General features: G+C 71.2%; 22 protein-coding genes. 11 read left to right on the forward strand and 11 right to left on the reverse strand.

Annotation, left to right across the window (positions count from 1 at the left end; genetic code table 11):
• On the forward strand, window positions 1-383 hold a 383-nt coding region (locus tag QSK31_RS43505), incomplete at its 5' end, for a sigma-70 family RNA polymerase sigma factor (RefSeq protein WP_285690877.1).
• Window positions 384-400: 17 nt separating this feature from the next.
• Here QSK31_RS43505 and QSK31_RS43510 read toward each other — a convergent pair.
• Window positions 401-922, reverse strand: a complete 522-nt coding sequence (locus QSK31_RS43510; protein ID WP_285690878.1) for a YflT domain-containing protein — start codon at window positions 920-922, stop codon at window positions 401-403.
• A complete protein-coding gene (locus tag QSK31_RS43515; protein WP_285690879.1) occupies window positions 919-1,932 on the reverse strand; it encodes a phosphatase PAP2 family protein in 1,014 nt (337 codons plus the stop codon). Before QSK31_RS43515 ends, QSK31_RS43510 begins: the two co-directional genes overlap by 4 nt.
• Window positions 1,933-2,130: 198 nt before the next feature.
• Here QSK31_RS43515 and gsmA point away from each other — a divergent pair, with 198 nt between their 5' ends.
• The 5 genes from gsmA to QSK31_RS43540 all read left to right on the forward strand — a co-directional run bounded on the left by gsmA (window position 2,131) and on the right by QSK31_RS43540 (window position 11,324).
• Window positions 2,131-3,273, forward strand: coding sequence for a sporangiospore maturation cell wall hydrolase GsmA (gsmA, locus tag QSK31_RS43520; RefSeq protein ID WP_285690880.1), 1,143 nt, complete (start codon window positions 2,131-2,133; stop codon window positions 3,271-3,273).
• Window positions 3,274-3,338: 65 nt separating this feature from the next.
• On the forward strand, window positions 3,339-5,546 hold the full coding sequence (locus QSK31_RS43525; protein ID WP_285690881.1) for an ATP-binding protein: 2,208 nt from the start codon (window positions 3,339-3,341) through the stop codon (window positions 5,544-5,546).
• A 133-nt stretch (window positions 5,547-5,679) separates the two neighbouring features.
• The gene (hrpA, locus tag QSK31_RS43530; protein ID WP_285690883.1) at window positions 5,680-9,591 is read left to right on the forward strand and encodes an ATP-dependent RNA helicase HrpA; all 3,912 of its coding nucleotides are present in this window, start codon (window positions 5,680-5,682) and stop codon (window positions 9,589-9,591) included.
• A gap of 279 nt (window positions 9,592-9,870) precedes the next feature.
• Window positions 9,871-10,500, forward strand: coding sequence for a DUF6401 family natural product biosynthesis protein (locus QSK31_RS43535; protein WP_285690884.1), 630 nt, complete (start codon window positions 9,871-9,873; stop codon window positions 10,498-10,500).
• Window positions 10,501-10,565: 65 nt separating this feature from the next.
• Window positions 10,566-11,324, forward strand: a complete 759-nt coding sequence (locus QSK31_RS43540) for a LamG domain-containing protein (RefSeq protein WP_285690886.1) — start codon at window positions 10,566-10,568, stop codon at window positions 11,322-11,324.
• Window positions 11,325-11,674: 350 nt separating this feature from the next.
• On the opposite strand, the gene QSK31_RS43545 is transcribed toward QSK31_RS43540, so the two are convergent.
• The 5 genes from QSK31_RS43545 to QSK31_RS43565 form a co-directional block, all read right to left on the reverse strand.
• Window positions 11,675-11,995 (reverse strand): hypothetical protein, encoded by a 321-nt coding sequence (locus QSK31_RS43545; protein WP_285690887.1) that lies wholly within the window; start codon window positions 11,993-11,995, stop codon window positions 11,675-11,677.
• A gap of 259 nt (window positions 11,996-12,254) precedes the next feature.
• Window positions 12,255-13,301: a cobalamin B12-binding domain-containing protein gene (locus QSK31_RS43550; protein ID WP_285690888.1), complete on the reverse strand. Its 1,047-nt coding sequence runs from the start codon at window positions 13,299-13,301 to the stop codon at window positions 12,255-12,257.
• On the reverse strand, window positions 13,298-14,947 hold the full coding sequence (locus tag QSK31_RS43555; RefSeq protein WP_285690890.1) for a PP2C family protein-serine/threonine phosphatase: 1,650 nt from the start codon (window positions 14,945-14,947) through the stop codon (window positions 13,298-13,300). The genes QSK31_RS43550 and QSK31_RS43555 overlap by 4 nt, the downstream gene beginning before the upstream one ends.
• A gap of 46 nt (window positions 14,948-14,993) precedes the next feature.
• Window positions 14,994-15,767, reverse strand: a complete 774-nt coding sequence (locus QSK31_RS43560; RefSeq protein ID WP_285690891.1) for an exodeoxyribonuclease III — start codon at window positions 15,765-15,767, stop codon at window positions 14,994-14,996.
• 38 nt (window positions 15,768-15,805) lie between these two features.
• A complete protein-coding gene (locus QSK31_RS43565; protein WP_285690892.1) occupies window positions 15,806-15,937 on the reverse strand; it encodes a hypothetical protein in 132 nt (43 codons plus the stop codon).
• A 189-nt stretch (window positions 15,938-16,126) separates the two neighbouring features.
• Between QSK31_RS43565 and QSK31_RS43570 the strand changes: the two genes are divergently transcribed.
• A complete protein-coding gene (locus QSK31_RS43570) occupies window positions 16,127-16,687 on the forward strand; it encodes a hypothetical protein (protein WP_285690893.1) in 561 nt (186 codons plus the stop codon).
• Here the strand turns inward: QSK31_RS43570 and QSK31_RS43575 are convergent.
• On the reverse strand, window positions 16,663-19,038 hold the full coding sequence (locus QSK31_RS43575; protein WP_285690894.1) for a putative bifunctional diguanylate cyclase/phosphodiesterase: 2,376 nt from the start codon (window positions 19,036-19,038) through the stop codon (window positions 16,663-16,665). The two genes, QSK31_RS43570 and QSK31_RS43575, sit on opposite strands and share 25 nt — an antisense overlap.
• Before the next feature lie 36 nt (window positions 19,039-19,074).
• A complete protein-coding gene (locus QSK31_RS43580) occupies window positions 19,075-19,941 on the reverse strand; it encodes a universal stress protein (RefSeq protein ID WP_285690895.1) in 867 nt (288 codons plus the stop codon).
• A gap of 161 nt (window positions 19,942-20,102) precedes the next feature.
• On the opposite strand from QSK31_RS43580, the gene QSK31_RS43585 reads away from it, so the two are divergent.
• Both QSK31_RS43585 and QSK31_RS43590 read left to right on the forward strand, forming a co-directional pair.
• The gene (locus QSK31_RS43585) at window positions 20,103-21,386 is read left to right on the forward strand and encodes a citrate synthase (protein WP_285690896.1); all 1,284 of its coding nucleotides are present in this window, start codon (window positions 20,103-20,105) and stop codon (window positions 21,384-21,386) included.
• A gap of 291 nt (window positions 21,387-21,677) precedes the next feature.
• On the forward strand, window positions 21,678-22,481 hold the full coding sequence (locus QSK31_RS43590) for a polysaccharide deacetylase family protein (RefSeq protein WP_285690897.1): 804 nt from the start codon (window positions 21,678-21,680) through the stop codon (window positions 22,479-22,481).
• Between the two features lie 13 nt (window positions 22,482-22,494).
• Here the strand turns inward: QSK31_RS43590 and QSK31_RS43595 are convergent, their stop codons facing one another.
• The gene (locus QSK31_RS43595; protein WP_285690898.1) at window positions 22,495-23,295 is read right to left on the reverse strand and encodes an SAM-dependent methyltransferase; all 801 of its coding nucleotides are present in this window, start codon (window positions 23,293-23,295) and stop codon (window positions 22,495-22,497) included.
• Between the two features lie 357 nt (window positions 23,296-23,652).
• Window positions 23,653-25,065: a glycosyltransferase gene (locus tag QSK31_RS43600; protein WP_285690900.1), complete on the reverse strand. Its 1,413-nt coding sequence runs from the start codon at window positions 25,063-25,065 to the stop codon at window positions 23,653-23,655.
• Between the two features lie 56 nt (window positions 25,066-25,121).
• Here QSK31_RS43600 and QSK31_RS43605 point away from each other — a divergent pair, with 56 nt between their 5' ends.
• The gene (locus QSK31_RS43605; protein WP_285690901.1) at window positions 25,122-25,430 is read left to right on the forward strand and encodes an ArsR/SmtB family transcription factor; all 309 of its coding nucleotides are present in this window, start codon (window positions 25,122-25,124) and stop codon (window positions 25,428-25,430) included.
• Window positions 25,431-25,533: 103 nt separating this feature from the next.
• On the forward strand, window positions 25,534-26,052 hold the full coding sequence (locus tag QSK31_RS43610; protein ID WP_285690902.1) for an SRPBCC domain-containing protein: 519 nt from the start codon (window positions 25,534-25,536) through the stop codon (window positions 26,050-26,052).
• Window positions 26,053-26,163 lie beyond the last annotated feature (111 nt).

The following is a 26,163-nucleotide window of genomic DNA, read 5'->3' on the forward strand; positions in this document are numbered from 1 at the left end:
GCCTCGGCCGCTCCCCGACAGTGGCCGACATCGCCGTACACCTCGGCGTCACCGAGGAAGACGTGCTGGAAGGCCTGGAAGGCGCCCGCGCCTACAACGCCACCAGCCTGTCCACCCCGATCAGCGCGGACGGCACCACCGAACTCGGCGACACCCTCGGCGGCGAGGACAGCGAGTTCGAACTCGCCGAGACCCGCGTCGCCCTCGGCCCCGCGCTGGCCACTCTCGACGAGCGCGAGCAGAAGATCCTCACCCTGCGCTTCTACGGCAACCTGACCCAGTCGCAGATCGCCGACCAGGTCGGCATCTCCCAGATGCACGTCTCCCGGCTGCTCACCAAGGCGCTCGCGAAGCTTCGCGCCGAGCTCGCAGCCGGGTTTTAGGCCGGACGTCGACGGGGCTACGAGACCCAGTTCATCCGGGTGAGCTGGGCTCGGGCCTCATCCGCCACCTCGGCCTCGACCGCCACCGCGTACTGCGAGGCGGTCAGCGAGCTGCGCGACGAGAAGTCCCGCCGTCCGCCGGTCATCGCGTGGGCGAGCGCGCCGAAGACAGCGCCCCACAACGCGCCGATCAGCAGGCCCACCAGCAGCACGGCGAGCCAGTTCGAGTCGCTGAAGATGCCGAAGAGCAGCCCGATGAACAGGCCGAACCACGCGCCGCTCGCGGCGCCGGCCAGCGCTGCCCGGGCGATCGTCAGCCGGCCCAGGACGTTCTCCACGATGCGCAGGTCGGTGCCGACGATGGCGACCCGCTCGACCGGGAACTTGTTGTCCGAGAGGTAGTCGACCGCGCGCTGGGCGGACGCGTAGTCGGGGTAGGTGGCCACGGACACGGTCGGGCCGGGAACCCCGGTCTCCGGGGCCGGCGTGACCGGAGTGCCGGCGGGGCCCGGTGGGATGGTGCCGTCAGGCGTTGTCATCGGTTGCCTCCTTCGAAGTCGTCTGAAGAGCGGGCCTTCGAGACCGGGGCGTCCGTCGCCGGCTGGTCGCCGGCGGCCAGGCGCACCCAGAGCAGAAAGACCGCGGCCACGGCCGCGGTGATGGCGGTGGCGCCGGTCAGGAACGCGAACCGCCCGGAGACCAGGTCGGGCGTCACCCGCTCGGACAGCACCACGGCGCCCAGGCCGACGGCGGTGATCAGCGCGGAGAGGCCCCCGCCGACCACGAACAGCACGGTGGGCAGGCGGTTCGCGCGCTCGATCGTGCCGGGGCGGCGGCGGTTCCGGACCCGTAGCCAGAAGGTCACCAGGCCACCCCAGGCCAGCACCACGAGCAGCGCGGCGATGGTGTCGCTCGGGCGGTGCCACTCGGCCCAGACGGTGGCCACGGCGATCACCGCGACATAGCCGGCGCCGATCAGCGAGACCATGCCGCGTACGGCGAGGGGAAGCACCAGGACCAGCGCGAACGCCACCGACGCGGCGGCCGTGGCGTGACCGCTGGGGAACGAGTTGGACATCGCGGAGCCGTCCAGATCGGGCCGCTCCAGCCGCATCTTGAGCAGCTGGCTGGTCGCGTTGGCGCCGATCACCATGATCGAGGCGGCCACGGCCAGGTCGGCGCGGCGGCGGACGATGCCGATCAGCGCGATCGCGACGCAGACCAGCACCAGGCTGACCAGCGAGGTGCCGTTCAGCGCCCGGTCCATGATCTGGACGGCTCGTTCGTGCCCGACGTCGGCGTTGCGCAGCGCCTGGGTGTCGATGTCCTGCCCGAGGGCGGAGAGCACGAACACGCGATAGATCACGGCGACGCCGGCCGCGGCCAGGATCGCCGTGAGCAGGGGCGTGAACATGTGCACGCCGCTGCGGCTCACCGGCTTCGGAGGCCGGGGGCGCTTGGCGGGCTTCGCGGTCTTGGGCTTCACGGGCTTGGACTTCGCGGTCTTGGGCTTCGTGGTCTTGGTACGGCGGGGGGCCAGTGCCGTCATCGGGGGAGTTCCTCCTGGGGAGCTGGAAACGCGGTCCGCTATTGCCCCGCGATCACCCCATTCGAAACGGCTTTCTCGCGTGTCACAGCGACTTCACCACGTTAGTGGCGGCAACCGAGGCGCACCCGTTCGCCTCCCGCCCCGGCAACGGCTGCTGGCGACCTTTCTGAGGACAACGTCCACGGAAAGGGACCGCCAATGCTGCACACCGCCCGTCGACTGCTCACCAGTGCCCTGCTGGTGGCCGCCATCGGGACCGGGTTCGCTCTCGCCCCGGCCGCCGCGAACGCCGCGACCGTTCCCGCCACCGTGCGGGTGACGAGCACCCTGAAGGTCCGTGCGACGCCCTCGCTCAGCGGGCACATCGTCGGTTCCGTCCGTAACAACCAGTCGATCGGCGTCCAGTGCGTCACCGCCGGCACCTCGGTGCGCGGCTCGATCCGCACCACGAACCTGTGGGCCCGGATCGGCGCCGGCAAGTTCATCTCGTTCGCGTACGTGGCCGCCTCGCGCGCCGTCACCCGGTGCGCGACCACCAGCCCGCAGGCCGTGCCGGTGAAGAGCAAGCCGAACACCGCGGGCGCGAAGAAGTACATCATCGGCACGATCCGGAGCACCGACGGCCCGGTGAACATGCGCACCGCGCCGGGCACTGCGGGCGCCGTGGTGCTGCGGCTGAAGAACGGCCAGCGGGCGTTGCTGGTCTGCGCGGTCACCGGCCAGAAGGTCGCCGGCACGGTCCGCACCACCACGCAGTGGAACCGGACGAGCACCGGTAACTACCTGTCGCACGCGTTCATGGTCACCCCGGCGCTGCCGGTGTGCAAGGGCGCGACGCCGCCGAGCAGCACGCCGGTGACGCAGACCCCGGAGCAGTTCATCAAGGCCGCGGTGCCCGGCGCCCAGCAGGGCTGGCGGGAGTACGGCGTGCCGCCGTCGGTGACCATCGCCCAGGCCATCCTGGAGTCCGGCTGGGGCCGCAGCACGCTGTCCGGTACGCACCGCAACTACTTCGGCATCAAGTGCCAGAACGGCAAGTGGGGCAAGCTGGCCAACGGCTGCGCGGTGTACAACACCCAGGAGTGCACGAAGGCCGGCAACTGCTTCAGCACCACGGGGGCGTTCCGCACCTACTCCTCGATGGCCAACTCGTTCCGGGACCACGGCAACTTCCTGAAGGTCAACAACCGCTACCAGCCGGCCTTCAAGTACACGAAGCAGGCCAACCTGTTCATCTGGAACGTCTGGAAGGCCGGGTACGCCACCGACCCCAACTACTACGGCAAGATCACCGGAATCATGGCGAAGAACAAGCTCTACCAGTACGACACCTGGAAGTGAACCCACTTCACCCCCGTCGGCGGAACCGCGCCGACGGGGGTGATTTGCGTCTTATGCTCGCTTGAGTGAAGCGACGTGACGATTCCGCCGCCGCGGCGGGCAGTCGCCGGGGTCGCTTCGTCGGTCCCCTGCTCGCGGCCAACGTGGCGGTCCTGGGCATCACGGTCACGCTGCTCACCGTCGCCAGCCTCCGCTCGGTGCAGCGGGCCAACGCCGACCGGGTGATGGACCAGCGCACCGCGGTGGCCCGGGCCGCGGTCAGCACCGAGACCGGGCGCTACCGCACGCTGCTGCAGGCGGTGGCGGCCGGTGCGGGCACCAACGCCCGGTTCGACCGTACGGACTTCGCCGCGATCACCGCGCCGCTGGACACCGCCGACCTGCTCGGCGCCATCTCCGTCGCGTTCGTCGTGGCCACCGGGCCGGACGACATCGGCCGGGCCCAGGCCACCTGGCGGGCGCGCGGGGCGGAAGGCCTCTCCCTGCGCGCGCACGCCGGGGCGCCGGAGCACTACTTCTCGATCTTCGGCCGGGCGCTGCACGGCGGCACACCCAGCTCGTCCGGCATCGACGTCGCCGCGTCCAGCGAGGCCACGGCGGCGCTGGTGGAGGCACGGCGGACCGGGCAGCCGACCGTCTCCGACACGTACATCCTGCTCCGCGACCGAGGCCTGCCGCCGCGGCAGCAACAGCTCTCCTTCGCCTTCGTCGCGCCGGTCTACACGCCCGGCGCCCAGCCGGTGTTCCAGGGCTGGATGGTGCTGGGCCTGCGTGGCCAGGACTTCCTCGGCGGCGTGCTGAGCACCGCCAGCCAGAACCAGCTGGACGGCGAACTGCTCGCGACCAACGGCGACGGGCGGCGGGTACGGGTGGCCGCCTACTCCGTGCGCGGCAGCCGCGACCTCATCCGGCAGGCCACCTTCCCGGTCGCCAACCGGCAGTGGACGCTGGTCACCTCCGCCGACTCGGCCTTCCTGCCCGGCGCGCGCAGCAGCCTGCCGACCACCGTCCTGCTCGGCGGCCTCGCGCTCACCCTGATGCTGGCCGTGCTGGTGCACGTCCTGGCCAACGGCCGGTCGAAGGCCCGCTGGCAGGTGCAGGTGGCCACCGCCGAGCTACGCACCGCCGAGGCGGAGAGCCGTCGCCAGGCCGGCCTGCTCGGCGCGATCATGAACAGCCTCGGCGACGGCGTCGGCGTGGTCGACGGCAACGGCGAGTTCCTGCTGCACAACCCAGCCGCCAAGGCCCTGCTCGGGGTCGACGACAAGGTCCGCGGGCCGGGAGAGTGGCAGTCGCACTACGGGCTGTTCCTGCCGGACGGGCGTACCCCCTTCCCGCTGGAAGAGATGCCCCTGGTCCGGGCCCTGCAGGGCGAGTCCTCGGACGGCGTGGAGATGATGGTCCGCAACGCCGAGCGGCCGGACGGCATCCTGATCAGCGTCGACGGGCGCCCGCTGGACGAGAGCGCGGGCCAGCCCGGGGCGGTCGCCGTCTTCCACGACATCACCGAGCTGCGGCGGTACGAGACGGACCTCTCGGTGTTCGCCGGTGTGGTCGCGCACGACCTGAAGGCGCCGCTGGCGGTGGTCCGCGGGCACTGCGAGACGGCCGCCGACGAACTGGCCGAGGCGGACGACTCCGCCGAGGTGGCGGGCGCGATCCGGGCGCTGGAGCGGATCACCCTGGCGGCCGACCGGATGGCGGCGCAGATCGACACGCTGCTGGCGTACACCACGTCGAAGGACGCGCCGCTGCGCCGCGAGACGGTCGCGCTCGGCTCGCTGGTGGACGACGTGATCCTGGGGCGCTCCGGCCCGCGTCGCCCGGGCGACGCGCCGCCGCCGGACTTCTACGTCGGCCCGCTGCCGGACATCTACGCCGACCCCGGGATGCTCCGCCACGTGCTGGACAACCTGATCGGCAACGCCCTCAAGTACGTGCCGAAGGGCCGGTCCGCGCGGGTCGACGTGACCGCCGGGCAGGCCGGCCCCGGCTGGTGCCGGATCGAGATCGCGGACCGCGGCATCGGCATCCCCGACGAGGACAAGCCGGACATCTTCGAGTCGTTCCACCGGGCGCGGACCGCCGCCGGTTACGCCGGCACGGGCCTCGGCCTGGCCATCTGCCGCCGGATCGTGGAACGGCACGGCGGCCAGATCGGCGTCGGCGACAACCCGGGCGGTGGCACCCGTTTCCACTTCACGATGCCCCTGGCGGCGGGCGTCCTCGAGATCACGCCCCTGCCGCAGCCCACCCTCGACTCCGTCTCGTGACGCTTTGCGGTGGGGTCGGCGGTCGTCGCGCGGCGGTTCGGCCGGTGATGCCTCGACGTGCTCGGAGCAAAGCGGCCAGGGCGGCGATAATCACGCGGCGATTCGGGCGAGCTCCGCCTAAGCTTGTCGCGCCATGTCTGTAACCGTGCCTGAACTGCGCCGCCGCATGTCCGATCTGCTCCCCCGCGACGAGCGCCGGCTCCAGCGGCGGCTCGAGGGCACCCGCAAGATCCAGGACGACGAGCGCAAAGCGGCCGCGCTCGCCGAGATCGCCGCCGAGGTGGACGCGGCGATGGCCAGGCGAAACGCGCGGCTGGCGTCCGTACCCGAGATCAAATATCCCGACGAGTTACCGGTCTCGGCGCGGCGGGACGACATCGCCGCCGCCATCCGGGACAACCAGGTCGTGATCCTGGCCGGCGAGACCGGCTCCGGCAAGACCACCCAGTTGCCGAAGATCTGCCTGGAGCTGGGCCGCGGCGTGCGCGGGCAGATCGGTCACACCCAGCCCCGCCGGATCGCCGCGCGGACGGTGGCCGAGCGCATCGCCGAGGAACTGGGCACGCCGCTCGGATCCACGGTGGGCTACAAGGTGCGGTTCACCGATCAGTCGGGCGAGGACACGCTGATCAAGGTGATGACCGACGGCATCCTGCTGGCGGAGATCCAGAACGACCGGTTGCTGCGCCGCTACGACACGCTGATCATCGACGAGGCGCACGAGCGCAGCCTGAACATCGACTTCCTGCTCGGCTACCTGCGAGAACTGCTGCCGCGCCGGCCCGACCTGAAGGTGATCATCACCTCGGCGACGATCGAGACGCAGCGCTTCGCCGACCACTTCAGCACGCTTCCAGCGTCGGGTTCCCCGCGCCGTCCGGAGGACCAGGTGCCGGTAGCTTGCCCCGTGATCGAGGTGACCGGGCGGACGTACCCGGTGGAGGTCCGTTACCGCCCGCTCGACATCGACGCGGAGCAGGACCAGATCGACGGCATCTCCGCCGCGGTGGACGAGCTGGCCGGCGAGAGCTCCGGCGACATCCTGGTGTTCCTCAGCGGCGAGCGGGAGATCCGTGACACCGCCGACGCGCTGGAGAAACGCAAACTGCGCAACACCGAGGTGCTTCCGCTGTACGGACGGCTGAGCGCGGCCGAGCAGCACCGTGTCTTCCAGCAGCACAACGCCCGGCGGATCGTGCTCGCCACCAACGTCGCCGAGACCTCGCTGACCGTCCCCGGCATCAAGTACGTGATCGACCCCGGCACCGCGCGCATGTCCCGTTACAGCAGCCGGCTCAAGGTGCAGCGGCTGCCCATCGAGGACATCTCGCAGGCCAGCGCCAACCAGCGCAAGGGCCGGTGCGGGCGTACGTCGGACGGCATCTGCATCCGGCTCTACTCGGAGGAGGACTTCGAGCAGCGGCCGGAGTTCACCGAGCCGGAGATCCTGCGCACCAACCTGGCCAGCGTCATCCTGCAGATGACCAGCCTGGACCTGGGCGACCTGGCGAAGTTCCCGTTCATCGACCCGCCGGACCGGCGCAACGTCAACGACGGCGTGAAACTGCTGGAGGAGCTGGGCGCCCTCGACGGCCGGGCGCTGACCCCGCTCGGCCGCAAGCTCGCCCAGCTCCCCGTCGACCCGCGGCTCGCGCGCATGGTGATCGAGGCGGACAAGCACGACTGCGTCGCCGAGGTCATGGTGATCACCGCGGCACTGTCCATCCAGGACCCGCGCGAGCGCCCGGCCGAGAAGCAGCAGCAGGCCGACGAGAAGCACGGCCGGTTCACCGACAAGGAATCGGACTTCTTCACGTACCTGAATCTGTGGAAGTACATCCGGGAGCAGCAGCGGGAACTGTCCGGCAACCAGTTCCGCCGGTTGTGCCGCGCCGAGTTCCTCAACTACCTGCGGGTCCGCGAGTGGCAGGACATCTACGCGCAGTTGCGGCAGGTCGCCCGTACCCTCGGCCTCGGTCTTGTGGAGGACCGCGAGGAGGTCGCGCCGGGACAGAACGTGCACACCGCCCTGCTCGCAGGCCTGCTCAGCCACCTCGGCCTGAAGGACACGGACAAGCGCGAATACCTGGGCGCCCGTGGCGCGAAGTTCGCGATCTTCCCCGGCTCGGCGCTGTTCAAGAAGCAACCGCGCTGGGTGATGTCGGCCGAGCTGGTCGAGACGTCCCGGCTGTGGGGCCGGGTGAACGCTCGGATCGAGCCGGAATGGGCCGAGGCGCTCGCCCCGCACCTGGTCAAACGCAGCTACAGCGAGCCGCACTGGGAGAAGAAGCTGGGCTCGGTGATGGCCTTCGAGAAGGTCACGCTGTACGGGCTGCCGATCGTCCCGCGGCGCAAGGTCGGGTACGCCAAGGTCGACCCGGCGCTCTGCCGCGAGCTCTTCATCCGGCACGCCCTGGTCGAGGGCGACTGGGAGACACACCACAAGTTCTTCACCGAGAACGCCAAGCTCATCGCCCAGATCGAGGAGATCGAGCACCGTTCCCGGCGGCGGGACATCGCGGTCGACGACGAGACGGTCTTCGCCCTGTACGACGCCCGGATCCCGGCCGACGTGGTCTCCTCCCGGCACTTCGACTCCTGGTGGAAGAAGGCTCGCCACGACACACCCGACCTGCTCACGTTCACCCGCGACGAGCTGGTCAACGCCGGTCGCGACGGCGTGCAGCCCGGGGCGTACCCGGACGCGTGGCTGGCCGGCGGCGTGCGGCTCAAGCTGTCCTACCGGTTCGAGCCCGGCAAACCCGGCGACGGCGTCACGGTCGAGGTGCCGCTGCCGCTGCTCAACAAGCTGGACGCGGACGACTTCGGCTGGTCGGTGCCCGGCATGCGGCAGGAGGTCGTGGTCCAGCTGATCCGCGCCCTGCCCAAGCACCTGCGCACCAGCTTCGTGCCGGTGCCGGACTGGGCCGCCGCGGTGCTCGACCGGATCCCGGCCCGCCGTGGCCCGCTGCCCGACGCGGTCGGCGACGAACTGCGCCGGCTCACCGGGACGATCGTGCCGCGCGACGCCTGGCGGCCGGACGCCGTGCCCGAGCACCTGCGGATGAACTTCCGGGTGGTCGACGAGCGCGGTGCGACGTTGCGCGAGGGCCGCGACCTCGAGGTGCTGCGGCGCGAGCTGGCTCCTTCGGTACGCGCGACGATCGCCGCCGCGGCCGGGGGAGTGGAGCGTTCCGGGATCACCACCGGCGACTTCGGCACCATCCCGCGCAAGGTCGCGCAGGTCCGCGGCGGTCTCGAGGTCGCGGTCTTCCCGGCGCTGGTGGACGAGGGCGACAGCGTGGCGATCCGGGTCTTCGAGACCGAGGCCGAACAGCGGCAGGCGATGCGCGCCGGCACGCGGCGGCTGCTCCTGCTCACGTTGCCGCCCGCCGCCCGGTACCTGCAGGGGCGGCTGGACAACCGGGCCAAGCTCGAGTTGTCGCGCGGGAACCCGTACCGGTCGATCGCGGATCTCCTCGACGACTGCGCGGGCGCCGCAGTGGACCGGATGGTGCAGGACGCCGGCGGACCGGCCTGGGACAAGGCCGGGTTCATGGCGCTGCGCGAGCAGGTGCGGGCCGACCTGGTCGACGCGACGGCGGCGGTGGTCAAGCAGGTGCAGGCGGTGCTGGCCACTTCGTACGAGGTGAGCCAGCGGCTGTCCGGCACCAAGAACCCGGTGCTGGTCGCCGCGCTCGCCGACATCCGGCAGCAGCTCACCGGCCTCGTCCATCCCGGTTTCGTCACCGAGACCGGCTGGCGTCAGCTGCACCACCTGCCCCGCTACCTCAAGGCGATCACGCACCGGCTCGACCGGCTCGGCGGGAACCTGGCCCGCGACCGGCAGCTGATGTCCCAGGTGCAGGAGATCGAACGGGAGTATCGCGAGCTCAAGGCCGACCTGCCCGCCGGCGACGGCCTGACCGAGATCCGCTGGATGATCGAGGAGCTCCGGGTGGGGCTGTTCGCCCAGTCGCTCGGCACCGCGTACCCGGTTTCGGACAAGCGGATCTACAAGGCCATGGACAACCTGCCCGGATAGCACGGCCTGCGGCCTGCGGCTGGAGGCGGAGGCGGCCGGCTTCGTAGCGATCCGAGCCGCCCACCCGAGCGTGTAGCCCCTGTGGACAACCCACCGGAATCGTCGTTCCCACCCGCTACATTCCGACCCACCCAGTGTACGGGGCGGGGGTGGCGGCGGGGGTCGCGGAGCCCGACATTTCGGACACTGGGCGCTGGTCGGGTGTAGGGCGGCTAGCGCTCGGGTGCCGTTCGGTTACCGCGCTGTTTATGGCCCGGACCAGGTCCTAGCGTTCTCCGCATGACGAACGACTTCCTCGCCTTCGCCCCGATCTCCGACGACGACGCCACCACGGTGCAGCCCGCCGTCGAGGCCGCGCTCGACGCCGAGCTCGACCAGGAGATCGAGCTGGACCTGGACCTGGAGTTCGACCTGATCGAACTCGACCTGGACCTGCTGGCGGCCGAGGAGACGGTCGACCCGGTCAGCGTCGTCGAGACGATCGTCGTGCCGGACTCGCCCGCCGCGCTCGAGGCGATCACCGTCCCCGACTCGCCGGCGATGCTCGAGGCGGTCGTCACGCCCGAGACGCCCGCGCAACTCGACGCGCTGGCGATGCTCGACGAGCTGATGGCGCGGGTGGGTGTGGACGGGCTGACCGCCGCCTACTCCGACCCCAATCTGCTCGCTCAGATCGACCAGCACACCGCCGCCGTACGCGAGTCGCTCGTCGCCGCCGGCCGCCCCGCCGACGCCGCCGGCCTCGCCTCGTACTCCCGTTCGATCTCCGCCGCCGCCGACCGGATGGGCCGTGCCGTCCCCGCTGAGGGTGACGCCGATCTGGCCACGGCCGGCTGGCAGCTGCCCGACTGGCACGTATTGCGCCTGGTAGCCGTATGTGCGATCGCGGAATCGTCCGGTCTGCTCTGAAGAAGAGCCGAAACGCTGACAAACCCGTTTTGCAGATCTAACCTCTCAAAACGTACGTTTACGGCATGAAGTTCTCCACCAGGATTCTGTCTCTCGCGCTCATCGTGGTTCCGGCCGTGCCCGTCCTCGCGGTCCCGGCGGCCGCAGCCGCACCGGCAGCCGCCGCACCGGCAGCCGCCGCACCGGTCGTGGTGGCGCGCTACTCGTTCGACACCACGGTTGCCGGGCGCCTCCCGGATCTGTCCGGACGTGGAACGCCGCTCACCATCCGCACGGCCGCCGGTGGCGCCGTCCGCTACGTGACCGCCGGCACCAACCGCTACATCGGCCTGCCGGTCCGGTGCACCGGGACGGCCGCCTGCCCGCGGGCGCTGCTGGAAGGCACCGACGACCCCGACCTCGACCCCGGCACCCAGACCTTCCGGTGGGGCGCGAGCATCAACATCACCAAGGCGCAGCTCGACGGCTCGCCCAACATCATGCAGAAGGGTGTTTCCAACACCGAGAGCCAGTGGAAGATGCAGATCGGCGCGACTCACGGGCGCGCCCAGTGCGTCGTGGTCGGCCGCGCCACCACGAAGACGCCCTACCTGGTCCGCTCCTCGGTGGCGGTCGCCGACGGCACGTGGCACAAGGTGCAGTGCGTCCGGGCGGGCGCCACGCTCTCCGTCTACGTCGACGGAGTGGCCCGCGGTTCGCGCGCCATCCCGGCGGCGTTGTCCCTGATCAACGCCAAGCCGCTCCGCATCGGCGGACCCAACTTCAACGCCGGCAGCGACATGTACCACGGCTACCTGGACGAGGTGTACGCCACGCTCGGCTGACGCCCGTCACTCACGATGGCCCCGCCCGTGCGGGGCCATCGTGCTTCCTATGGGTAAGCAGAGCAAAGCGCTATGGGTAAGCAGAGCAAAGCGCTATGGGTAAGCAGAGCAAAGCGGCGGCCGGCCGACCCGCGAACCGACGCCATGGTGGTGGATCCGCACGACAGTGGTGGGGCAGCGCGGGATCTGGACCGCGAATGCCGCGCGGATCTGCCACTACGGCGCGGATCTGCCACTACGGCGCGGATCTGCCACTACGGCGCGGATCTGCCACTACGGCCGCCCACATACGCGTGACCCTAAAGAAACGGCCCGGGACTCGCGGTGAGCGAATCCCGGACCGGATCGGCCTAGCTGCGGCGGAAGGCGTAAGAACGGCCCCTGCCGGCGCTGGAGGCGCGGCTCGAATGCTCGCGTTCGGAGCGGCGGCGGGCCTCCATGCGGTCGTCGCCGTTGCCGTGGTGGCGTTTGGCGGAACCGGTGGCGCGGGTGTCGTCCAGGGTGGACGGCACGGATACCGCGTCGGCCAGGTCCTGGCGGGCCAGGTCGTCGAGGTCGACGTGGACGGTGAAAGGCTGGGCCGCCGTGGCGGAAGGCTGGGCCGGCGTGGCGGAAGGCTGGGCCGGCGTGGCGGAAGGCTGGGCCGGCGTGGTGAAAGGCTGGGCTGGCATACAGGTGCCTCCTCGGTGGTGATGCGAGGCGGGCGCCGGGGAAAGACGGGCAGGGTGTCGGCGTGGAATGGCTTGTCCCCACGGCTGACGAAGGCCACCGACTGTGAACCCGGGCTTGCCGGGTGAGTGCGATGCAGAAGCTCTTCGTCAGGAGATCATGACGCCACGGTAATTCGGGCCGGCGGCCGTCGCAACCTTATTTGTGGTCCAGGCGGGGCCAGGCCCGCGTCATTTGGGGTCCAGGCGGGCCAGGCCCGCGTCATTTGGGGTCCAGGCGGGCCAGGCCCGCGTCGAGCATGCGGAGTGAGGACGGCCAGTCGTGCAGCTGGTCGCGGATGGCGCGCAACCCGGCCGCCAGCGCCTGGGTGGGGACGTCGCGGGCCGTGAGCACGGCGTTCGTCCAGTCGATGAAATCGGTGAAGAGGCGGTCGTCGCCGACGTAGAGGGCGGCGGCCAGGAAGTCGATGATGTGGCCGGTGTCCTCGGCGGTCGCGTCGGTCTGGCGCTGGTCGTAGTCGCGGACGTGGGGGTAGGTGGCGGCCAGGTGTTCCAGCGTGGCCGCGATGAGCTCGCCGCGGCCGCGGACCACCCAGGTGTACTCGTCGTCGCCCAGGAAGGCCGCCGTGGACGGGTCGTCGATCGGCGGGGGCCAGTCCGTCGCCAGGCGGGCCACGGCGGCCTCGGCGCCGTCGGCCCAGGCGTCCGCGGTCAGCTTCTCGGCGTACCGGCCGCCGGGGCCGAAACCGCGGCCGCCGGCGATGACCGGCACCCCGGCCGCGCGGCAGGCGGTGATCGCGGCGTGCGCGCGGGGCAGGCGGGTGGAGATCATGCAGCTGAGCGCGACCGCGTCGGGGCCGGTCTGGTGCAGGTGGGTGACCAGGTGCGGGCCGGGCACGCTGGCGCCCAGGAAATCGACCCGCCAGCCGTCCAGGCGCAACATCTCGGCCAGGATGCGTACGGGCAGCGCGTGCCACTCGCCGTCGACGCAGGCGATGGTGATCCGCCCCCGCCGCGGCCGCACGTGGGTGCGTGCGGCGACCGAGGCCAGCGCCCGCTCGCTGATGGCCGTGGCGGCGTGCTCGCGGGCGATCGACCACTCGTTGGCCGCCCACAGCTCGCCGACCCGCTGCTGGGTGCCGGCGATCAGGTCCGTCATGATCCGCTGGGCGGGCACACCCTCGTCGAGCAGCGCGTTGACGGCCTCGATCGCGCCGTACTCGTCGCCGTCGCCGACCAGCCGCAGGTAGTGCTCGCGGAAGCCGGGGTCGTCCAGCGACCGGGGCGTGGCACTGGTGAAGACGGTCATGCGCGTTGCCTCGAGCGCTTGTCGTTGCGGCGGGCGTCGATCGCGAACGGCGAGGCGTTCGGGGCGCCGCCGCCGCGCAGGCTGAGCCTGGTGCGGGTGGGCGCCCGCACCGCCAGCATGGCGATGTCGTCGCGCATCCCGCCGCGCACCCAGTCGGAGACCAGCTGCCGGACCCGTTCGACGGTCGCGTCGCCGGGCATGTCGCGGCAGGACGACAACGCTTCGCGGAGCCGCTGCTCGCCGTACTGCTCGTTGCCGGACGGGCCGCCGCGCGCCTCGGTCAGGCCGTCGCTGTAGAGCAGGCACAGCTCGCCGGGCTCCAGCTCGACGGTGGCCGGGTGCACCACGGTCTGCGGGACGACGCCGATCAGCGTGCCCGACGTCGGCACCTCCTCGACGGTGCCGTCGTTGCGCAGCACCAGCGGCGGCGGGTGGCCGCCGGAGGCCAGCGTGAGCAGGACCCGGCCGTGATCGGCGCGGATCACCGAGCCCACCACCAGCGTGACGAAGCGGTGCTGGCGGCCGGACTCGAGCAGCGCCTGGTTGAGCACGCCGAGCATGTCCGGCGGCGGCACCTCGACCAGCCGCAGCGCGCGGAGCGTCTGGCGGACCTTGCCGGTCAGCACGGCCGCCTCCGGGCCCTTGCCGCACACGTCGCCGAGGGCGATGACCGTGTCGGCGCTGCGCGGGGTCGGCTTGAACACGTCGTAGAAGTCGCCGCCGATCCGCATCGCGTCGCGGGCCGCCTGGTAGGAGCCGATCAGCTCGACGCCGTCCGGCTGGTACAGCTCCGGCGGCAGCAGGTCGGCCTGGAGCACCGCGGCGGTGTCCACCTGGTCGCGGTAGAGCAGGGCGGCGGCGACGGCCGCCCCGGCCCGGGCCGCGAAGATCCGGGCGAGCATCTCGTCCTCGTCGGTGAACGAGGCGCGATCGCCGCGCCGGGCCAGGATCAGCGCACCGGCCGGCTCGGCGTTACCCGGCAGCGGGGTGACCAGCAGCGCGCCGATCGGCCCGAAGCCCGCCGGGAGCAGCCACTCGGGCGCCTGCCCCGCGTCCAGCCAGCGGCTCGGGATGGGCGGGAAACCGCCGAGCGCCTCGATCAGCCCGGGCACCTCGCCCAGCGCCCGGTCACGCAGCGAGCCCTCGTCGATCGTGGCCCCGGCGACCAGGCGGACCCACGCGCTCCGCCGGCGCACCGCGGGCAGCACCACGACCGCGGCGTCGGCCAGATGGGAGACGGCCAGCTCGGCGGTGGTGCGCAGGGCGCGGCGATGGTTCAGCGAGGAGGCCAGACGACGGCCCGCCTCGGCCAGGAAGGCGGTGCGGGCCCGTTCCTGCTCGAGGGGCGTGACGTCCTGCAAGTACCACCCATAGTGCTCGTCGCCGAGGTCGCGGCGGTCGCCACGGATCTGGCGACCGTCGTGCTCGGCGGCGAAGGTCTGGTCGCCCTCGGACACCGCGCGGGCGAGCGCGGCGATCGGCGACGCGGCTGCGGAGGTGCCCGGTGTCAGGTCGGGCGCGAGCGCCTGCGCGGCGTTGTTCACCATCAGGATCTCGTGGTCGACCGCGCACAGCACGACAGCCTCGGAGGTCGCGTCGAGAGCGGCACGCAGCAGCGCTGTCGCCAGTGTGAGCCGTTCCGTCATCTCGATCCTCCTTTCGTCAGACCACAGCCTATGTGCTCGGCAGGAGTCATCTGTCGAGGTCCACCACGATCGGGGCGTGGTCGGACGGACCCTTGCCCTTGCGAGCCTCGCGGTCGACCACCGCGTCCTTGACCGCTCCGGCGATGTCGGGGGTGGCATAGACCAGGTCGATGCGCATGCCGAGGTTCTGGTGGAACGCCCCGGCGCGGTAGTCCCAATAGGTGAACGGCCGGTCACCCTTCAGAGGACGGGCCGGGACGTCGGTGAACCCGACGCCGCGGATGGCCGACAGGGCCTCACGCTCGGGCACAGTCACATGGGTGGCCCCGGCGAAGGCGGCCGGATCCCAGACGTCGGCATCGGTCGGCGCCACGTTGAAGTCGCCGGCGACCACGACCGGTCCCGCCGCGACCTCGTCCGCGAGAGCGACGCGCAAGGCCGACAACCAGGACAATTTGTACGTGTAGTGCGGGTCGTCCGGGGTCCGGCCGTTCGGGACGTAGACCGACAGGAAACGGACGCCGCCACAAGTGGCGCCGATGGCCCTCGCCTCGGCGTCCGGATAGCCGGGCTCGCCGGGAAAGCCGTTGCGGACATCCTCGAGGCCGAGCCGGGACAACACGGCGACCCCGTTCCACCGGCCCTGCCCGTACTCCGCGGTCTCGTACCCGAGCTCGCCGACCTCGGCCGACGGGAATCCACCTTGCGCGACCTTGGTCTCCTGCAGCAGCAGAACGTCCGGTTTCGTGGCGTCCAGCCACTCCAGCAGGCGCGGTAACCGGGCCTTCACCGAGTTGACGTTCCAGGTCGCGAAGCGCATGGGCCCACCCTAAAGGCGGGGTATGACAACCGCCGGACTCAGCGCGTGCGGCGTGCCTGCAAGATGCCGCTGCGGACCGCTGCCATCAGGGCACCGCCCAGTCCCAGCACGAGGATGAGCAGTGCCACGACGAGCCACACGTTGCACTCGGCGCCGATCAGTCCTGTCATGAAGCCTCCTCGGCGCCGGCGGTGTGTCCTACGTCCCGTGGTGTGTCCTACGTCATTGTCTAGCTCATCGGCGCGGCATGCGCGAACGGAAGCATTCCGTGGCCGCGAATCATGCCCGACCGTGTGGTGTCCCCACCAGACCCGATTGTCTGGTTCGTCGCCCGGTCGTGATCCGATAACTTTCTTCACGTGTCGAACAACAACGGGGTAGTGGTCTTCGACGAACTGCCGGACGACCTGAGAGAACAGGCGTGGGCGTTCTACAACACGACGTTCGCGCCGCTCACCACACGTGCCGCCACCCGGCACCTGATGACCCGCCCGGAGTTCGAGGCGGTGATGTCCGACCGCCGGACGCCCAAATATCTGACCAGGGACGACGAGGGCCTGACCGGGCTCGCCGTGATGAGCGCCGATCTGGACGCCGTCCCGTTGATCTCGCCGCCGTTCTTCGCCGCCAACTGGCCCGAGCTGTACGAGCAGCGCCGGCTCGTCTACTGCGTGTTCATCGGCGCCGTCCCGGGCGCGCGCGGCGAGGGCGTCTTCGTCGCGCTGCAGCAGGAGATCTACGACCGGATGGTGGCGCCGGTCGCCGCGGCGGTGCTGCTGGACATCTGCATGTGGAACGAGACCCAGCGCAAGCTGCCCTGGGCGGTCGAGGGCATCCTCACCCAGATCGGCGGCGTGGCGCGGGCGACCCGGGTGGACAGCCAGTCGTACTGGCTCTACGAGTTCTCCGCCGCCAGCTGATTGCGGCCCTTGGTGACCGGCCCGGTGGCCCGCTGGTTCTTGCCGGCCGCCGGGCTTGCCGACGCCCGCGCGGCCGGACCGCCGGCGTGCCAGTGCGCGGCGAACTCCCCGGGCGCCACCGCCGGGCCCCACAGCCAGCCCTGGGCCTGGGTGACGCCGACCGCGGCGAGCGCGTCCCGCTGGCTCCGGTTCTCCACGCCCTCGGCGACGATGCTCAGGCCCAGCGCGTAACTCATCGCCACCACGGCACGGACGATCTCCTCGTCCTCCACGCTCTGGCCCAGGCCGGAGACGAACGAGCGGTCGATCTTCACCCCGGTGACCGGGAACTTGCGGAGGTAGCCGAGCGCCGAGAAGCCTGTCCCGAAGTCGTCGACCAGCAGGCTTACGCCCAGCTCACGCAGCTCGAACAGGACCCGTGACGTGACGCTGGAGCCGTCCACCATCACCGACTCGGTCATCTCCAGGGCCACCGCGCGGGCCGGTACGCCGTACTTGATCAGCTCGGAGGAGACGATCAGTGGCAGCTCGGCGTCGTTGAGCTGCCGCGGCGAGACGTTGATGGAGAGGTAGAAGTCGTCGGCGACGGTGCCGTCCGCGCGCCACTCGGACAGCTGGCGCAGCGACTCCTCGCGCACCCAGGTGCCGATCTGCGCGATCATCCCGGACTCCTCGGCGATCGTGATGAACGACATCGGCGGGATCGGCCCGCGGACCGGATGGTTCCAGCGCAGCAACGCCTCGGCGCCCAGCGGCCGGCCGGTGTCCAGCTGCACGATCGGCTGGTACGCGACGTGCAACTGCCCGTCCGCCAGTGCCTTGCGCAGGTCCGCCTCGAGCTCGATCCGCTCACGGACCCGATCGTGCATGGAGGTGTCGAAGATCGTCGACCGGCCCGGGCCCTCGCTCTTGGCCCGGTACATCGCGGTGTCCGCGTCCCGCATCAGCGCCTCCGCGGTGACCGCCGGGTCGCCGTCCGCCGCCGCGTGCGCGATGCCGATCGACGCGCTGATCACCACGTCGGTGTCCGCCACCGCGAGCGGGCTGGTGAAGCAGCCACGGATCTCGTCGACCACGCGGAGGGCGCCGGGTTTCTCACCCACGTACGCCAGAAGGAACTCGTCCCCGCCGGTGCGCGCCACCCGCAGGCCGTGCGGCACCGCCGCGCGCAACCGCCGCGCCACCTCGATCACCAGCTGGTCACCGGTGTCGTGGCCCCACGAGTCGTTCACCCACTTGAAGCCGTCCAGGTCGAGCAGGTAGACCCAGACCCGCCGCTCGTCCGAGGGCGGCGTCTCGACCAGCAGCCGCTCGACGTGCGCGGACATTGAGCGCCGGTTGGGCAGCCCGGTGAGCGGGTCGTGCATGGCCTGGTGCTCGGAGTGCCGCTGTGCCGCCGCCTGCGCCCGGACCGCGGTCGCCGCCCGGGCCAGGAGCAGCAGCATCATCAGGGCGCCGCCGACGCCGATGGTCAGCCGGTACGCCGCCGACTGCCCGCCGACGGTCACCAGCAGCACGAAGGGCACGACCACTGCCGGGCCCAGCATCGCCATCCGCCGCCACGACCAGGCCTGCACCGGACGCCGGGCGGCCCGGCTGAGCCGGACCGAGGACGGGTGCAGCGCGGTCAGCCCGAGCCCGGCCATGCCCAGGATGAACGGCAGGTCCAGCAGCGGTGACTCGTAGAACTTGCCGGAGAGCCCGATGATCGCGTACGCCGTGTCGCCGGTGAACAGCAGCAGCATCGTGCCGATGAACGTGATCAGGCTGACCGGGAAGGTGGTCGCGGTGAACGTCAGGTTCACCACGAGCAGCAGCAGAACCACGTCGAAGATCGGGTACGCCGCGGCGAGCGCGGACAGCAGCATCGGCCGGTCGTTGATCGCCGCGGTCGGCGCCGCCAGCACCAGCACGCCGATCAGGGCGCCGGCCAGGACGACGATCGTGCCGTCCAGCACGGCCAGCCAGTCCAGGCTCCGCCGGCTGCGCAGCAGGATGACGAAGCACATCGCCAGCCCGATGTAGCCGGGGACGATGAGGGCGTCGGCGATCAGCGGCACCGGCATCGGCTCGGCGCTGGTGAACGGCCGGACCACCACGCCGAGCAGGAACAGCAGGGCGGTCGTGCCGAGCAGCAGCCAGGCGGAGCGGGGCTCGGCGCCGTAGCGGCGCGGGCCGGCGAAACAGGCCCAGACGGCGCCGACGCCGACCACCATGAAGGCGAGCATGGCGATCTCGAGCTGGCCCAGGCTGCTGGCGACGAGGTAGATCGCGGTCGCGACGAGGCCGGCCATGGCGAACGTGCGCCACAGCCGCCGGCCGGCGGACGAAGCGCCCGCGGATCCTGACACTGAGCCCCCCTGGCGGGCTCCGTGTGTCGCCGAGGATCAAGAAGCCCGGGTTCCCGCCGAAGGCACCGTACCCGGTGACCAATGCCCCGTGGCAGTGGTTCCGTGGACAAACAAGGTGGGACAGGCGCCCCGCCGGAGCAACTGCAGCGCCACCGGTCCCAAAAGTTGCGTTCCGTCCTTTCCGCGCGGGCCGACCAGTACCATCCGCGCCTTGCGGGACGCCCGCACCAGCGCGGTGCCCGGCTCGCCGACGATCAGCCGGGTCGTGGCGTCCTGCAGTCCGGGCACCTCGGCCATGGCCCGGTCGAGCACCCGGCGGCCAGCCTTCTCGCCGCCCCGCTTGCTGATCACGTGGGCCAGCACGATCGGCGCGGCGCGGCGGGACGCCTCCTCGGCGGCCAGCTGGAGCGCCTGGAGCGACTCCGGGGAGCCGTCGACGCCCGCCAGCAGCGGGCCGGACGCCGGGCGCGGGCCACGCGCCACGACGATCGGGCAGAACGCCCGGGACACCGCCTGGAAGAGCACCGAGTCGACCGGCAGCCCGGTCGGCGAGGAGGCGGCCAGGTCCTCGTCGCCGAGCACGAGCAGGTCGGCGGTGCGGCTCTGCTGAAGAAGGACCCGGATCGGCAGGCCGTCGGTGACCTGGCCGGTCGCCTTCACACCGGGGGCGGAGCGCTGGGCCGCCGCGACGGCCCGGTCGACGAGCCGGCTCGCTTCGCGCCGGGCCTGGGCGTACCCCTGGGAGGGTTTGCCGAATCGAGGGTCAGGCCAGGTGAAAGCGTGCACCACGCGCAACTTCCGGCCTCGGGAGATCGCCTCACGAGCGCCCAGGCGCACGGCGGTGAGACTTGCCGCAGTGCCGTTCACGCCCACGACCACGGGGGATTGCTTCGGGGTCCGCATCGACTCCCACCTCCACGGACCATTATCTATGGCGTACCGGAAAGTTCGCGCTGGGTGATCTATTCCTCAGAGCATTGGGCGGCTGATGACCCATTCAGGTTGAGGGTTTACGGTGAACTTCACGTTCTTGGGGACATCTGCCGGTGAAGTGAGGGAAATACATGACGGATGTCAAGCTCGACCACCCCGGTGGCCAGCTGTCGATGCCGGTGCGGTCGGCGGTCGAGGGGCCGGGGGGCATCGAGATCAGCTCCCTGCTCAAAGAGACCGGCTACGTCACCCTGGACACCGGCTTCGTCAACACGGCCTCGTGCGCGTCGTCGATCACGTACATCGATGGTGACGCGGGCATCCTGCGGTACCGCGGCTACCCGATCGAGCAGCTGGCGGAGAAGGCGACCTTCCTCGAGGTGTCGTACCTTCTGATCCACGACAAGCTGCCCACGCCGGCCGAGCTCGCCGCGTTCAGCGACCAGATCCGGGTGCACACGCTGCTGCAGGAGGAGATGCGCCACTTCTTCTCCGGCTTCCCGCGCGACGCGCACCCGATGGCCGTGCTCTCGTCGGCGGTCACCGCGCTGTCCACGTACTACCAGGACGCGCTGGACCCGACCGACCAGGAGCAGGTCGAGATCTCCGGCATCCGCCTGATGGCGAAACTTCCGACCATCGCGGCGTACGCCTACAAGAAGAGCATCGGCCACCCTCTGCCGTACCCCGACAACTCGCTGGACTACGTGCAGAACTTCCTGCGCATGACGTTCGGCCTGCCGACGGTTCAGTACGACGTGGACCCCGAGATCGCGAAGATCCTGGACATGCTGTTCGTGCTGCACGCCGACCACGAGCAGAACTGCTCCACCTCCACGGTCCGCCTGGTCGGCTCGGCGCAGGCCAACCTCTTCGCCTCGGTGTCCGCCGGGGTCAACGCCCTTTCCGGCCCGCTGCACGGCGGCGCCAACGCGGCGGTGCTCGAGATGCTCGAGCAGATCAAGAAGGACGGCGGCGACGTCAGCACCTTCGTGAACCGCGTGAAGAACAAGGAAAAAGGCGTCAAGCTGATGGGCTTCGGCCACCGGGTCTACAAGAACTACGACCCGCGCGCCGCCATCGTCAAGAAGGCCGCCCAGGACATGCTGTCCAAGATGGACAAGCCGGACCCGCTGCTCGAGCTGGCGTTCCAGCTGGAGGAGATCGCCCTCAGCGACGACTACTTCGTGTCCCGCAAGCTCTACCCGAACGTCGACTTCTACACGGGCCTCATCTACAAGGCGATGGGCTTCCCGACGAAGATGTTCACCGTCCTCTTCGCCCTGGGCCGCCTGCCCGGCTGGATCGCCCAGTGGCGCGAGATGATGCTCGACCCGGCCACCAAGATCGGCCGGCCCCGCCAGCTGTACACCGGCGAGGCCGAGCGCGAGTTCGTCGGCATCGCCGACCGCTGATCCGTCAGCTCCGAGCAACCCCCGCGCCCCCAGGGCCGGGGGTTGCTCCGTTTCCGGGCTGTGAGTTCGCTGTGTTCCGCACCCGTCCCCTTCGTCGGCGGCTGGGATCTTCCACGCGCGTCGGCCGCTGACGATGGGCGCCGCGTCGGAGCACAGAAGGACCGGGCTCGGCCGATCGGCGGAGGAAGGCCCCGCGGAGGTCTGACCCACGGGGGAGGCGGCCGCGACCCATGATCCGCGAAGCTGCCCGTCGCGAGAGATCGAGACGGGGGAATCGACGTGGCTTCAAGGATGAGCCGGCGCACGGCCATACGGGGCGCGCTGCTGGGAGGCGCCGGGCTCGCGGCGGGCCTGGCCGTGGCGCCCGCGGTACGGGCCTCCTGCGGCTGGGACCGTCCGCCGGTCACCGGGGGATACGCGGCCGCCGCCGACAACCTGGGCGCCGTCGCCCACCCGGACGTGACGATCCGCTACCGGGGAGACACCACCGAGCGGCTGGTCGCCTTCACCTTCGACGACGGACCGGCTCCGCAGTGGACGCCGGCCGTCCTGGACGTGCTCGACCAGTCGGACGCCCCGGCCACCTTCTTCATGGTCGGCCGCAATCTCGTACGCCATCATGGTTTGATCCGCGGCCGGATGAACCGGCACGCGATCGGCAACCACACCTGGTCCCACCCCGACCTGGCCACGCTCGACCTGCGTCAGGTGTCCGACGAGTTGCAGCGCGCCCACGACGCGATCCGTGAGCACACCGGCCGCACCCCGGAACTGTTCCGGCCGCCGTTCGGTCACCTCGGCGGCTCCACCGTGCTCGCCGCCGACCGGATGGGCTACGACGTCGTGCTGTGGTCCGACGAGATGCACGAGCGGAGCTTCGGCGGCGACCCGCGGGCGCAGGCGGCGTTCATCGTGGATTCGGTGCGGCCGGGGTCGATCGTGCTGGCCCACGACGCCGGTGGCGCCCGCCGGCTGATCACCGTGCGGGGGCTGGCCGCGATGATCGACGGCCTCCGCCGCCGCGGCTTCCGCCTGGTCACGGTGCCCGAGTTGCTCGCCGCCGCGCCGCGTGCCGATGCTGCCCGGAGCCACTGAACGGCAGATGGGGTTACGGCTTGCGGCCCACGCCGCCGTACGAATCCTGGTGGGCGGGGACGCCGTCCGCGGGATCCGGCCGCCACCGCGAGACGGTGACCACGCCCGGCTCCACCAGCTCCAGGCCGTCGAAGAAGCGGGCGATCCGTTCCGGGCTGCGCAGGTAGTAGTCGTGCCCGCCCTCGCTGGAGACCTTCGCGCCCTCGACGATCTTCTCGCTGGTGTCGGTGCCGTCGTAGAAGGCCAGGTAGCTCCCCGAGGGCAGCAGGTCCACCAGCCGCCGCACGATCGCCAGCGCCTCCTCGTCGGACTCGACGTGGCCCAGGATGCCCATCAGCATCAGCGCCACCGGTTCGCCGAAGTCCAGTGTGCGGGCCGCTTCCGCGCGGATCGTGGCGGTGTCGCGCAGGTCGACGTCGACGTAGTCGGTGGCGCCCTCCGGCCCGCTGCTCAGCAGGGCACGAGCATGCGCCAGGACGAGCGGATCGTTGTCGGCGTAGACGATGCGCGACGCCGGCGCCACCCGCTGGGCGACCTCGTGGGTGTTGTCGGCGGTGGGCAGCCCGGTGCCGATGTCGAGGAACTGGCGGATGCCTGCCTCGCCCGCCAGATGGCTGACGACCCGGACCAGGAAGGCCCGGCACGCCTGGGCATTTTCCACGATGGCGGGGAAGATCTCGCGAACCTGGTCGCCGACCTCACGATCGGCGGCGTAGTTGTCCTTGCCGCCCAGCCAGTAGTTCCAGACACGGGCGCTGTGCGGCACTCCGGTGTCGAGCTTGGGGTTGCCCTGTTCCTGCGAGGCGTCGGTCATCGGCGGAACCTCCCCAGTGGACGGCGATCGGGCAAGGGGGCACCCTAGCGCAGACCCTGATGGGTACGCACCGATCCTGAAACCGCGGCCATGGAGCTGTCGCGGGCGCCGTGATCAGCGCGCTGCTTGCCAGCGGGCTGCTTGCCAGCGGGCTGCTGGCCGGCGGGCTGCTTGCCGGTGGCCAGCGGGCCGCTCGCCCGTGGTCGCCAGGCTGCTTGCCGGTGATCATTGCGGTGCCCGCCCGTGAGCAGCGGGATGTTTGCCGCCGTGGTCGCAATCTGGCCGCTGCACGACCGAGCCGGTGAGCCAGGTGCCGTTGCGGTATCAAGCCTCGTCCGGGCGGTCTTCGGTGCCACGTCAGGGTGGCGTGCGCTCGGCTGATGATGACTTGCTGTGGGTGGTCTCCAGCCAGGTGAGGATGCGGGACGGGCCGTCCTCGGTGGACAGCCGGGCGGCTATCGCCTGGGCGCGGGCGCGGCGGTGCGGGTTGGTGGTCGCCTCGTGGAGGGCGGCGGCCAGCCGATCCGGTGCCAGTCGGTCTATGCCCAGCTGGTCCGTGGCCAGTCGGTCTATGCCCAGCTGGTCCGTGGCCAGTCGGTCCGTGCTCAGTCGGCCCGTGCCGAGCCGGTCCGTGGACAGCCGGCCCGGAGTCAGCTGGGACATCGGGATCGGCCGGGTGCCGGCGCCCAGGGCGTGGATGCGCGCCGCCCAGAAGGGCTGGTCGGCCAGGACCGGGACGGGCACCGCGGGGACGCCGGCCCGGAGCGCCGCGGCGGTCGTGCCGGCGCCCGCGTGATGCACGACCGCGGCCATCCGGGGGAAGAGCCAGTCGTGCGGCGCCTCGCCGATGGTCAGGATGTCGTCGCCGGCGACATCCAGGCCCGCCCAGCCGGCCTGAACCACCGCCCGCACGCCGGCCCGCCGGACCGCGCGCCGGATCAGCGGGGCCAGGCGGCCGCCCTGGGCCGGGGCCATGCTGCCGAAGCCGACGAAGACCGGCGGCGGGCCGGCGGCCAGGAAGTCCGCCAGTGCCGGAGGCGGTGTCCACCCCGGCGGCGAATGCGGCCACCAGTAGCCGGTGATCTCCAGCTGGGGGCGCCAGTCGCTGGGGCGCGGGACCACCGCCGTGCTGAAGCCGTGGAAGGTGGGGTAGCGGCCGCCGTCCTGCCAGGTGCGTAGCTCGCCGATGGACGCGTGCGTCAGGCCCAGGCGGCGGCGCAGGTCACGGACCGGCCGCGCATACAGCGACTGGCTCACCAGGTTGGCCACCGAGGTGACGGCATGGTTGCCGCGGCGGCCGATCGAGCGGCCGCCCAGCAGCACCGAGCCGAAGTCGCCGGTGGGGGAGATGGGCTGGAGGAAGACGCCGGCCCACGGGATGCCCCGCGCCTCGGCGACCTGGTAGCCCAGCGGGGCCACCACGGTCGACAGCAGCATGACGTCGGGGTTGGTCTCCTCGGCCGCCGCCGCGATGCCGTCGCCGAGGGTGCCGACCAGGGGACGCGCGATCCGCAGCAGGCGGGCGAGAGCGCGCGGGCCCGTACCCGAAGATCTGCCGTCCTGGCCGCGCGCCTGCGGGAGAATCTCGCGGAGGTCTCCCGGGATCGGCCGGAACGGCAGGCCGGCGGACGCGAAAGCGGCCGCGAACGGCGCGTGCGACGCCACCGTCACGTCGTGGCCCGCGTCGCGGATGCGGGCGCCCAGGCCCGTGTAAGGGGCGACGTCACCCACCGAACCCGAGGTCACGATCAGCACCCGCACGCTCGCCATCATTGCACTCCCTCCATGCCTTGACAGTTATATAACCTACCTGGCATGTTGTCCACATGGCACTCGACACCTTGACCGCGCTGGCCGAGCCGACACGCAGACGCATCTGTGACACGTTGCGGGTTCGCGAGTGCGGGGTGGCCGAGCTCGTGGTCGCCCTGCGGATGAGCCAGCCGGCCGTGTCCAAGCACCTGAGAGTCCTGCGTGAGGCGGGCGTCGTGAGCTCGCGCCCCGTGGCGCAGCAGCGCATCTATCGGCTCGAGCCGGGGCCGTTCCAGGAGCTCGACGCGTGGCTGCGGCCCTATCGCGAGCTCTGGAGCGACAGCCTCGACAAGCTCGAGCGCCACCTCGACAGCAATCCCTGACCCGACAGCAGACCAGACCCGACAGCAAACCCTGACCCGACACCAATCCCCGGCTCGAGAGCTGTGCCCGGCTCGAGAGCCGACCCTGACCTGAGGAGTCCGCATGTCCCCGATCGACCCGGGTGTGCCTCACGGCGCGACGGCGACCACCACCGACGACGGCTGGACGCTGATCATGGTCCGCGAGCTGCGGCATCCACCCGAGCGGGTGTGGGCCGCGCTGGTCGACCCCGGCGAGCTGGACCAGTGGGCGCCGTTCTCGGCCGCCGCGCCGCTCGACGCGCCCGGCGAGACCACGCTGACCATGGTCGACGGCGACACCCGGGTCGACCTGCCGGCGATCGTCAGGGCGGCGGACGAGCCGCGGCTCCTGGAGTATTCGTGGGGCCGTGACCTGCTGCGATGGGTTCTCGAGCCGACCGTCGCCGGCACCCGGCTGACACTGCGGCACCAGTCGCCCGAGGCCGGCATCGAGGCGATGGTCGCCGCCGGCTGGCACCTCTGCCTCATCGTCTGCGACCAGCTCGTCGGCGGGCACGCGGTCGGCGTCATCCGCGGCACCGACGCGATGGATCACGGCTGGGCGGACCTGCGCGACGGCTACGCCAAGCTGTTCGGCTGAGCCGGTGCGAACCCGGAGGCCGGTGCGAACCCGGACGCCGGTGGGACCCCGCGGCGCCGGTGCAATCTCGCGGCGCGGGTGCGATCCGGCGACGCCGGTGCAACCCCGCGG

Source organism: Actinoplanes sp. NBRC 103695, assembly GCF_030269485.1.
Classification (GTDB): Bacteria; Actinomycetota; Actinomycetes; order Mycobacteriales; family Micromonosporaceae; genus Actinoplanes.